At 65.1% G+C, this 10,035-nt stretch carries 9 protein-coding genes; 6 read left to right on the forward strand and 3 right to left on the reverse strand.

Features of this window, described 5'->3' with window-relative positions; all coding sequences use genetic code 11:
* Positions 1-56 precede the first annotated feature (56 nt).
* Positions 57-1,808: a gamma-glutamyltransferase gene (gene ggt, locus ACXJL8_RS03925; protein ID WP_456621514.1), complete on the forward strand. Its 1,752-nt coding sequence runs from the start codon at positions 57-59 to the stop codon at positions 1,806-1,808.
* A gap of 94 nt (positions 1,809-1,902) precedes the next feature.
* Positions 1,903-3,198 carry an MFS transporter gene (locus ACXJL8_RS03930; RefSeq protein WP_456621513.1) on the forward strand — a complete coding sequence of 432 codons (1,296 nt, stop codon included), beginning with the start codon at positions 1,903-1,905 and terminating at the stop codon, positions 3,196-3,198.
* Between the two features lie 112 nt (positions 3,199-3,310).
* Here ACXJL8_RS03930 and ACXJL8_RS03935 read toward each other — a convergent pair whose 3' ends face one another.
* On the reverse strand, positions 3,311-3,976 hold the full coding sequence (locus ACXJL8_RS03935) for a glutathione S-transferase family protein (RefSeq protein ID WP_456621512.1): 666 nt from the start codon (positions 3,974-3,976) through the stop codon (positions 3,311-3,313).
* 151 nt (positions 3,977-4,127) lie between these two features.
* Between ACXJL8_RS03935 and ACXJL8_RS03940 the strand changes: the two genes are divergently transcribed.
* The 4 genes from ACXJL8_RS03940 (at position 4,128) to panE (ending at position 7,974) form a co-directional block, all read left to right on the forward strand.
* Positions 4,128-4,724 (forward strand): DUF2239 family protein, encoded by a 597-nt coding sequence (locus ACXJL8_RS03940; protein WP_456621511.1) that lies wholly within the window; start codon positions 4,128-4,130, stop codon positions 4,722-4,724.
* Between the two features lie 86 nt (positions 4,725-4,810).
* Positions 4,811-6,160, forward strand: a complete 1,350-nt coding sequence (locus tag ACXJL8_RS03945) for an MATE family efflux transporter (RefSeq protein WP_456621510.1) — start codon at positions 4,811-4,813, stop codon at positions 6,158-6,160.
* A gap of 94 nt (positions 6,161-6,254) precedes the next feature.
* Entirely contained in the window at positions 6,255-6,863 is a 609-nt protein-coding gene (locus ACXJL8_RS03950) for a 2-hydroxychromene-2-carboxylate isomerase (protein WP_456621509.1), read from the forward strand.
* Positions 6,864-7,050: 187 nt separating this feature from the next.
* Complete coding sequence (gene panE, locus ACXJL8_RS03955) at positions 7,051-7,974, forward strand: 2-dehydropantoate 2-reductase (protein WP_456621508.1); 924 nt, start codon at positions 7,051-7,053, stop codon at positions 7,972-7,974.
* A gap of 181 nt (positions 7,975-8,155) precedes the next feature.
* Here panE and ACXJL8_RS03960 read toward each other — a convergent pair whose 3' ends face one another.
* Both ACXJL8_RS03960 and ACXJL8_RS03965 read right to left on the reverse strand, forming a co-directional pair.
* Positions 8,156-8,749, reverse strand: a complete 594-nt coding sequence (locus tag ACXJL8_RS03960) for a c-type cytochrome (RefSeq protein ID WP_456621507.1) — start codon at positions 8,747-8,749, stop codon at positions 8,156-8,158.
* Positions 8,750-8,945: 196 nt separating this feature from the next.
* Positions 8,946-10,035 (reverse strand): PQQ-dependent sugar dehydrogenase (locus ACXJL8_RS03965; protein WP_456684648.1); only part of this gene is annotated, 1,090 nt, incomplete at its 5' end.

Consider the following 10,035-nt stretch of genomic DNA (forward strand, 5'->3'; position numbering starts at 1 on the left):
CCGTATAGCATTATAGCGACGCGTGTGAATTGGCCGGAGGCCACGACGGAAGTTTGATGATGTCGTCATTCTCGACACGGCGGACGTTTTTCGCGTTCATAGCCACTTTGGCGTTCGGTCTCGGGCCCGCCACCGCACAGGATGCGCGCCGGGCGTATGTTCCACCGGCGCTCGACACGGTCCAAGCCGTTGCCGCCGAGCACGGCATGGTGGTGGCTCAGGAGAAGATATCCGCGCAGGTCGGCGCCGATATCCTGCGGCGCGGCGGCAATGCCGTCGATGCCGCGGTCGCGACCGGCTTTGCCATGGCCGTGACCTATCCGCGCGCCGGCAATATCGGCGGCGGCGGTTTCATGGTGATCCATTCTGCCGACCGCAACGAGGACATCACGATCGACTACCGCGAGACGGCGCCGGCAGCGACGACGGCGCAAATCTTCCTGGGCCCTGACGGCAAGCCCGACGCCGCGAAGTCGCGCGATTCCGCGCTCGGCGTTGGCGTGCCCGGCACGGTCGCGGGCCTCACGCTGGCCTTGGAAAAATATGGCTCGGGCCAGTTCACGCTGGCGCAGCTGCTCGAGCCCGCGATCACGCTCGCGCGCGACGGCTTCATCGTCAGCGACGACATGGCCGACACCTTGCCGGGCTGGCATCGGCGCCTCGCGCGCTGGCCGTCCACGGCCAAGATCTTCTCGCGGCCCGATGGCACGCCGCTCGGCGAGGGCGACCGGCTCGTGCAGAGCGATCTTGCCGAAACGCTGGCGGCCGTCGCGGCGCAAGGCCCGCGCGGTTTCTACGACGGCGCGGTTGCGGACAAGCTCGCCAAGGCCGTGACCGATGCCGGCGGCATCATGACGTCAGCCGATCTGAAAGCCTACCAGGCGGTGATACGTGCGCCGGTGCGCGGCACCTATCGCGGCTACGACATCGTCTCGATGCCGTTGCCTTCGTCCGGCGGGGTCGTGTTGGTGGAAACCCTCAACATCCTCGAAGGCTTTCAACTCGCCGACCTGAAGCAGGGATCGCCGGCCTCGCTGCATCTCCTCATCGAAGCCATGAAACGCGCCTATGCCGACCGCGCGCGCTATCTCGGCGACCCCGCCTTCGTCAACGCGCCGATCGACACCCTTACCGCCAAGGACTACGCCGCCAAGCTGCGCGCCGGCATCTCCACCGACCGTGCCACACCGTCGAGCAAACTCGTCTCCGCCGCCACCTCGCCGCGCGAGGGCAGCAACACCACGCACTTCTCCGTGGTCGACGGCAGAGGCAATGCCGTCAGCAACACCTATACGCTGAACTTCAGCTATGGCGTCGGCCTCGTCGCCGACGGCACCGGCGTGCTGCTCAACAACGAGCTCGACGATTTCACCGCGGCGGTCGGCGCTTCCAACGCCTATGGGCTCGTCGGCTTCGAGCCCAATCTGCCGGGACCGGGCAAGCGACCGCTGTCCTCGATGTCGCCGACCATCGTGCTGAAGGACGGCAAGCCGGTTCTGGTCACAGGCTCGCCCGGCGGCAGCCGCATCATCTCGAGCGTGCTCCAGGTGATCGTCAACGTGCTCGACTACAGGATGGACGTTGCCGCCGCCGTCGCCGCGCCGCGGCTGCATCACCAATGGCTGCCGGACGAGGTGCGCGTCGAGCGCGGCTTCCCCGATGCCGTCCTGTTCGAGCTCAAGGCAATGGACCATCTGATCGTCGAGCCGATGGGACAAACCTCCGCCAATTCGATTCTCGTGACCGCCAACGGTCCGCTCGGGGCGCCCGATCCGCGCACCCGGGGCGCCGAAGCAGCGGGACAGTAACTCGTCTGCCGCATGGCGCGAAGGCTCGCGCCGGCTTGCGCCGGCCGCCGCGCGTGCTACCACCGCCCAGCCAAAAACTGCCGGGGAAACGCACATGACCACGACCGATCCGACCGGGCGCATCGAACGCGCCGAGATCGAAGACACCAGCCTTCTCGCCTTCTATCGCGACATGAACGCGCCGGAGCGACGGACGTTCTGGGCCTGCGCTGCGGGCTGGGCGCTCGATGGCATGGACTTCATGATCTATCCGCTGGTGATCGGCACCATCATCGCATTGTGGAAAGTCGACGCCGCCTCGGCGGGCCTAGCCGGTACCGTGACGCTGCTTGCCTCCGCCATCGGCGGCTGGCTCGGCGGCTATCTCTCCGACCATATCGGCCGGGTCAGGACGCTCCAGATCACCATCATCTGGTTCTCGTTCTTCTCGCTGGTCTGCGCGGTCGTGCAGAATTTCGAACAGCTCCTGATCGCGCGCGCGGTGCTCGGCCTCGGCTTCGGCGGCGAATGGGCGGCCGGCGCGGTGCTGATGGGCGAGGCGATCCGGCCGCAATATCGCGGGCGCGCGGTCGGCTCGGTGCAATCGGGCTGGGCGGTCGGCTGGGGTCTCGCGGTGCTGTCGCAGGCGATCCTGTTCTCGTTGATGCCGGCGGAGACGGCGTGGCGATGGATGTTCGTGATCGGCGCGCTGCCGGCGCTCCTGGTATTCTACATCCGCCGCTCCGTCACCGAGCCGGAGATCGCGGCTGCGGCCCGCGCCAAGCAGGCTGCGAGCGGCGATCGCCCGGCGCTCTGGGAGATCTTCTCGGGCCCGATCCTGAAGACCACGATCCTGGCGTCGCTGATGGCGACCGGCTGCCAGGGCGGCTACTACGCGATCACGTTCTGGGTGCCGCAGTTTCTGACCAAGGAGCGGCATCTCTCGATCGTCGGCTCGACCGGTTATCTCTCGACGCTGATCATCGGCTCCTTCATCGGCTATCTCGTCGGCGCCTGGCTTGCCGACCGCATCGGACGGCGCAATCTGTTCCTGACCTTCTCGCTCGGCGCCGTCGCGGTGGTGCTGCTTTACACGCAGCTGCCGCTGACCAATGAGATCCTCTGGGTGCTTGGCTTCCCGCTCGGCTTCTTCGCCTCGGGCTATTTTTCGGGGATCGGCGCGTTCCTGACCGAGCTCTATCCGACGCGGCTGCGCGGGTCGGGCCAGGGTTTTTGCTACAATTTCGGCCGCGGCATCGGCGCGCTGTTTCCGTTCCTGGTCGGCGCGCTGTCGGCGACGACGACGCTCGCCAATGCGATCGCGATGTTCGCGGTGGTCGCCTACACGGTGTTCTTCATCGCCGCATTCGCGCTGCCGGAGACGCGCGGCCGCGTGCTGCACGCGGACTAAGTCTTTGGCTGTCATCCCGGGGCGATGCGAAGCATCGAACCCGGGATCTCACTCTACAATCTCGAGATTCCGGGTTCACGCTTCGCGTGCCCCGGAATGACGGTGAGGAAGCCTACCGCCCCACCTGATACGGCCCGCCTTTTTCGAGAGCGCGGCTGTACGCCGGACGCGCGTGGATGCGTTCGAGGAACGCCATCGCCTTGGGGTGACCCTGCTCGAGCCCGCCGCGCGCCTGGGCGGCCTCGAGCGGAAAGCTCATCTGGATGTCGGCGGCGGTGAAGTCGCTGCCGGCGAACCATTCGCTCTTTCCCAGCTCGCCTTCCCAATAATCCATGTGCTGCTTGAGCTGCGGATTGACCAGCGCCGTCAGCGCCTGGTTCGAGACCTTGCGCACCAGCGGCCGCAGCAACGCCGGCGCGCGCTTCGGCATCAGCGTGAACAGCAGTTTCAGCAGCAGCGGCTGCATCGCCGAGCCTTCGGCATAGTGCAGCCAGTAGGTGAAGCGCAGCCGCTCGGGCGTGTTCGGCGGCGGGATCAGCCGGCCATTGCCGTAGGTCGCGATGAGATATTCGATGATCGCGCCGGACTCGGCGATGGTGTTGCCGTTGTCGGTGATGACGGGCGACTTGCCGAGCGGATGGATGGCGCGCAGCTCCTTCGGCGCGCGCATGTCGGGCTGGCGCTGATAGCGCACGATCTCGTAGGGCACGCCCAGCTCCTCGAGCAGCCACAGCACGCGCTGCGAGCGTGAATTGTTGAGGTGGTGAACGATCAGCATCGCGTGGTCCCCGGCTTGGCGTGGTCGATTGGCCGCGCGTTCGTGCCAGCCCGGGACCGCAATGTCGAGCCATCCGGACGGATATTTTCACCCGGGTATATTGACGTCACTAATTTACCCGGGTATTAATTGGCCAAAGTCATCAAAAAATATGGCAATGATCCCGATGCAAAGGACTTTCACCGCCTTCCAAGGCCCGCGCCGCCTGGCGTCCGGGTCGGCCGGAGAGGTCGCGCTGGTCGTGAAGCGGATCGCACCACCGCCGGACGAGCCCATCATCATCTTCGAGGACTCTACGGGCCGATCGATCGACTTCGATCTGCGCGGCGGGGATCGCGAGGTGCTGGCACGGGTGGCGAAGCTTGTGCCGCCCCCGGTCGAGGAGACCGCACCACCGAACGAGCCGCGCGGCCGCGGCCGGCCGAAGCTCGGCGTGGTCGCCCGCGAGGTGACGCTGCTGCCGCGGCACTGGGAGTGGCTCAACGCCCAGCCCGGCGGTGCGTCGGTCGCGCTGCGAAAGCTCGTCGACGAGGCCCGGCGCGCGAGCGGCGACAAGGACCGCGAGCGGCAGGCGCGCGATGCGGCCTACCACTTCATGTCGACCATGGCGGGCAACCTGCCGCAATTCGAGGAAGCTTCGCGGACGCTGTTCGCCGATGACCGGCGGCGCTTCACCGGACTGATCGCCGACTGGCCCACCGACATCCGCGACCACATCGTCAAGCTCGCCTACAGCGACCGCGCCTAGGCGCACCGCTTTCCATCAACCATCAACGGCCGAGCCGCGCACCTTGCGCGACAACGGCTTCGCACGCCCTGATGAAAGGCCAATCCATGTCCGCCGCAAAGCCGCTCTGGACCACCTTCCTCCATTTCCTCGCACCGCTGATGCTGAGCAACGCGCTGCAATCGTTGTTCGGCACCGTCAGCAACGTCTATCTCGGCCAGATGATCGGCGTCGACGCACTCGCGGCGGTCTCGGCGTTCTTCCCGGTGATGTTCTTCCTGTTCGCCTTCGTCATGGGCCTGAGCACCGGCGCCACCGTGCTGATCGGGCAGGCGTTTGGCGCCGGTGAACATGGCCGGATCAAAATCGTTGTCGGCGCGACGCTCGCGGTCGGCCTGCTGCTCTCGATCTCGATTGCACTGGTTGGCGGCCTGTTCAGCCGGCCATTGATGATGGCGCTCGCGACGCCCGCAGACATTCTCGATCAGGCCTCCGCTTATGCGCGCATCATGCTGCTGACGATGCCGCTCGGCTTCGTCTTCCTGCTGATGACGGCGATGATCCGCGGTGTCGGCGATGGGCTGACGCCTCTGCTGGCGCTGGCGTTGTCGACCGCGATCGGCCTGATCCTGACGCCGATGCTGATCCGCGGCGCGTTCGGATTGCCGGCGGCCGGCATCGCGAGCCCGGCATGGGCGGCCGCGATCGCCAACGCGCTGACGCTGATTGCGCTCGCCGTCTATCTGCGGCGAAAGCAGCATGCGGTTGCTCCTGATGCCGCGCTGCTGCGTCATCTGCGGCTCAACGGATCCGTGCTCGGCAAGATTCTCGGCATCGGACTGCCGAGCGCGATCGGCATGGTGGTGATGGCGATCGCGGAGCTCGTGCTGCTCGGGCTCGTCAACGGCTTTGGCTCCGACGCCACCGCCGCCTATGGCGCCGTCAACCAGGTGATGGGCTACACGCAGTTCACGGCGATGTCGATTTCGATTGCGGTCTCGATCCTCGGCGCTCAGGCGGTCGGCGGCGGCGACAGGGCGCGGCTCGACGGCATCGTACGGACCGGTCTGCTGTTCAACGTCATCCTGACCGGTGGCCTCGTGGCATTGATCTATCTGGCACCCCGCGCCGTGCTCGGCATCTTCATCACCGATGGCGCGGTGCTCGATCTCGCCAAGGACTTGCTCCACATCGCCTTGTGGAGCTCGGTTCCGTTCGGCCTGGCCACCGTGTTTTCGGGCGCCATGCGTGCCGCCGGTTTCGCCTTGACGCCGATGCTGCTGGCGATCTTCGCCATCGTCGCGATCGAGCTGCCGGCCGCGATCATCCTGAGCCGCACGATTGGCCTGAAGGGCGTATGGGCCGCCTATCCGATCGTGTTCTGCGCCATGTTCATTTTGCAGATGGGCTATTACCTCCTGGTGTGGCGCAAGCGCGCGATCCGGCGCCTGATCTGACCGGATCATCAAGGTATTATGACCATCATTAAACGGTAGACCTGCGGCGCGCCCTGCGCCACAATGTCAAAAAGCGACGCCAGGGAGGACGAATTTGACCCGCGCAGCCCCGCAATTCCTGTTCGATTTCGGCAGCCCGAACGCCTATCTCAGCCATCTGGCGATCCCGGCGATCGAGCAGCGGATCGGCGTGAAATTCGAATATGTGCCGATCCTGCTCGGCGGCATCTTCAAGTCGACCAACAACAAGTCGCCGGCCGAAACGCTCGCCGGCGTCAAGAACAAGCGCGAATTCCAGGCGGTCGAGACCGAGCGCTTTCTCAAGCGCTTCCAGGTTCCGCCCTATGTCATGAACCCCTTCTTCCCCGTCAACACGCTGAACCTGATGCGCACGGCGATCGCCGCCCAGGCCGAGGGCGTGTTCGAAAAATATGTCGAGGCCGCCTTCCACCATATGTGGCGCGAGCCGAAGAAGATGGACGATCCGGAAGTGGCAGCGAAGGCGCTGGCGTCCTCCGGCCTCGATGCCCAGAAACTGTTCGCCCGCGCCCAGGAGCCGGAGGTAAAAGGCAAACTGATCAAGAACACCGAGGAGGCGGTGGCCCGCGGCGCGTTCGGCTCGCCGACCTTCTTCGTCGGCAACGAGATGTTCTTCGGCAAGGAGCAGTTGCGCGAGGTCGAGGAGATGGTGTCGGGAATGTGATTCCCGCATCGCGGGGAAAGCTCGCAATCTCCCCGAGGTCGTCCTGGCGAAGGCCAGGACCCATAACCACCGAAGGTTATTGAAGCGGTGGGCTGGATCTCCAATTTGCCCGACAATGAACAATTGGGGTAATGGGTCCTGGCTTTCGCCAGGACGACAGCAAAGAAGAAACAACAAGGACAATCCCATGCGTATCCTCGTGGTCGGCGCCGGCGCCATCGGCGGCTATTTTGGTGGCAGGCTGTTGCAGGCCGGCCGCGACGTCACCTTCCTGGTCCGGGCGCGGCGCGCCAGCGAGCTCGCCAGCGCCGGCCTCGTCATCAAGAGCCCGAACGGCGACGTCACGCTGAAGGATCCGCCGCGGGTCGAGGCGGACAAGCTGTCCGAAAAATTCGACGTCGTGCTCTTGAGCTGCAAGGCGTTCGACCTCGACGACGCCATCAAATCCTTCGCGGCGGCGGTGGGGCCGAATACGGCGATCATTCCGATGCTCAACGGCATGAAGCATCTCGACACGTTGGATGCCAAATTCGGCAAGGAGCGCGTGCTCGGCGGCCTCTGCGCCATCGCAGCGACCTTGAACGAAAAGCGCGAGGTGGTGCAGCTGCAGCCGATGCAGTCGATCAATTACGGCGAGCGCGACGGCATACTGTCGGACCGGGTCAAGTCGATCGACGAGGCCTTCAAGAGCGGCATCAATGGTGCCACCGCCAGCCAGAACATCATGCAGGACATGTGGGAGAAGTGGGTGTTCCTGTCTTCGCTCGCGGCCTCCACCAGCCTGATGCGCAGCTCCGTCGGCAACATCCTCGCTGCGCCCGGCGGCAGGGATTTCCTGCTCGGCATGCTTGATGAAACCAGCGCGGTCGCCACGGCGTCGGGCTACACGCCAGGCGGCCCGTTCTTCGAGCGGGTCAAGGGCAATTTGACCACCGAGGGGTCGCCGATGACGGCGTCGATGTTCCGCGACATCAAGGCGGGCCTTCCGGTCGAGGCCGATCACGTCATCGGCGATCTCATCGCGCGCGGCGACGCCGCCAAGGTGCCGGTGCCGAAGCTGCGCATCGCCTATACGCATCTGAAGGCGTATGAGAAGCAGCGGGCGGGGTAGCCAGCTCCACACTCCGCTGTCGTCCCGGACAAGCGTAAGCGCAGATCCGGGACCCATAGCCACAAGCCTACATTGTGCGCGAAGTCGTCACTCCGAGTCCCCGTAACCACACCCTCCTGTGGTTATGGGTCCCGGCCTTCGCCGGGACGACGGCGGAGTTTGGTGATGCCTCCTGCCTCCGCTACTGCAAATGCGCCAGATAGTGCGCGAGCGCGGTGATCTCTTCCTCGCTCAGGGAGTAGGCGACGTCGGCCATCGCGGCGCCGGCACCGCCGACGCGCTGGCTCGTCTTGTAGTCGTTCAGCGCTTTCACGAGATATTCCTCGCGCTGGCCGGCGAGCCGCGCCACCGCCTTGGTGCCGGCGTAAGTGTCGGTGTGGCATGAGGCGCAGCGGCGGCCGGCGGCGGCTTGCGCGCCCTTCCTGGACAGGTCGGGGTCATTGTCCTCCGCAGCCTTCGGCGGCGTCAGCGAGGCGAAATAGGCGCCGAGATTGCGGATGTCCTCGTTGTTGATCTCTTCGACGATCGGCTGCATCTGCTCGTTCTTGCGGGAGCCAGCGCGGAAGAACACGAGCTGCCATTGCAGGAATTGATCGGGCTGGCCGGCGAGCGAGGGAATGTTCTCCATCTGCGAGACGCCGTTGTCGCCGTGGCAGCCGGCGCAGATTTCTGCTTTGGCCTTGCCGGCGGCGACATCGGCGGCCTCTGCCGGAAGGAAGCCGAGCGTGAGGAGCGCAACCGCGCTGATTGCGTGCGAGATGGACTGCCGGCACATGATGGGGATTCCGCTCTAACGATTTCGTCATTCCACATTGCGCAATTGCGCATCGGAGAATCCATAACCCCGTTTCGTGGCTATGGGTTCCGGAGTTGCGCGCAAGCGGCGCCCAATCCGGAACGACAGCGTGCGAACTTGAAATGGGAGAGGCTGCGGCGCCTCTGGGCCACCGCAGCCTCCATATCGTCGTGCGCTACTTCTTGCTGTAGCTGATGCGGTAGATCGCGCCGGCCCAGTCGTCGGCGACGAGGATCGAGCCATCCTTGGCGAGGATGATGTCGTTGGGACGGCCGAGATAGCCCTGGTCGCCCTCGATCCAGCCGGAGGCGAACACCTCCTGCTTGGCGTTCTTGCCGTCGGGCCCGACGATCACGCGCTTGATGCGGGCGCCCTGGTATTTGTGCCGATTCCAGGAGCCATGCTCGGCGATCAGGATGTTGTTCTTGTACTCGGCGGGGAATTGATCGCCGGTATAGAACTTCATGCCGAGCGGAGCGACATGCGCGCCGAGATTCAGCACGGGCGGCGTGAACTCGGAGCATTTGTGGCCCATCGCGAACTTCGGATCAGGCAGGTCGCCCTGGTGGCAATAGGGATAGCCGAAGTGCTCGCCGATCTTCGAGATCATGTTCAGCTTGTCGCTGGGAAGATCGTCGCTGACCCAGTCGCGCGCGTTCTCGGTGAACCAGAACTTTCCGGTGCGCGGATCGACGTCGCCGCCGACCGAATTGCGGACGCCGAGCGCATAGATTTCGGCGTTGCCGGTCTTGGGATCGACGCGGCGGATCTGCGAGACGCTGGTCGGGGGAACGCCGACGTTGAAGGGCGGTCCGAACGGCAAATAGAACCAGCCTTCCTTGTCGACCGCGATGTACTTCCAGCCATGCGCGGCATAGGACGGCATGTCGTCATAGACGACCTTGCCGTCGCCGAGCTTGTCCAGATTGGCTTCCGCGTTGTCGTAGCGGATCAGCTTGTCGACCGCGATGACGTAGAGCGCGCCGTCCTTGAAGGCGAGACCGGTGGGCATGTTCAGCCCCTTGAGGATGGTCTTGACCTCTTTCTTCCCGTTGTTGTCCTTGATGGCATAGACGTTGCCGAGGCCGAACGAGCCGACGAACAGCGTGCCCTTGTCACCCCAGGCCATCTGCCGCGCCGCGAGCACGCCGGGCGCATAGACTTCGATCTTGAAGCCGGCCGGCAGCTTGATCTTCTTCATCATCGCCGCGAGCTCGGCCTCCGACGCGCCAGTGGGCGGTCCCGACGGCGGCGCCAGTCCCTTC

It is taken from the genome of Bradyrhizobium sp. P5_C11_2 (assembly GCF_054049755.1).

Coding starts and splice junctions, on each gene's coding strand:
- ACXJL8_RS03945 (WP_456621510.1), top strand. CDS start 4,811: ATGTCCGCCGCAAAGCCGCTCTGGACCACCTTCCTCCATTTCCTCGCA.
- ACXJL8_RS03935 (WP_456621512.1), bottom strand. CDS start 3,976: ATGCTGATCGTTCACCACCTCAACAATTCACGCTCGCAGCGCGTGCTG.
- ACXJL8_RS03940 (WP_456621511.1), top strand. CDS start 4,128: ATGGCAATGATCCCGATGCAAAGGACTTTCACCGCCTTCCAAGGCCCG.
- ACXJL8_RS03930 (WP_456621513.1), top strand. CDS start 1,903: ATGACCACGACCGATCCGACCGGGCGCATCGAACGCGCCGAGATCGAA.
- ACXJL8_RS03960 (WP_456621507.1), bottom strand. CDS start 8,749: ATGTGCCGGCAGTCCATCTCGCACGCAATCAGCGCGGTTGCGCTCCTC.
- ggt (WP_456621514.1), top strand. CDS start 57: ATGATGTCGTCATTCTCGACACGGCGGACGTTTTTCGCGTTCATAGCC.
- panE (WP_456621508.1), top strand. CDS start 7,051: ATGCGTATCCTCGTGGTCGGCGCCGGCGCCATCGGCGGCTATTTTGGT.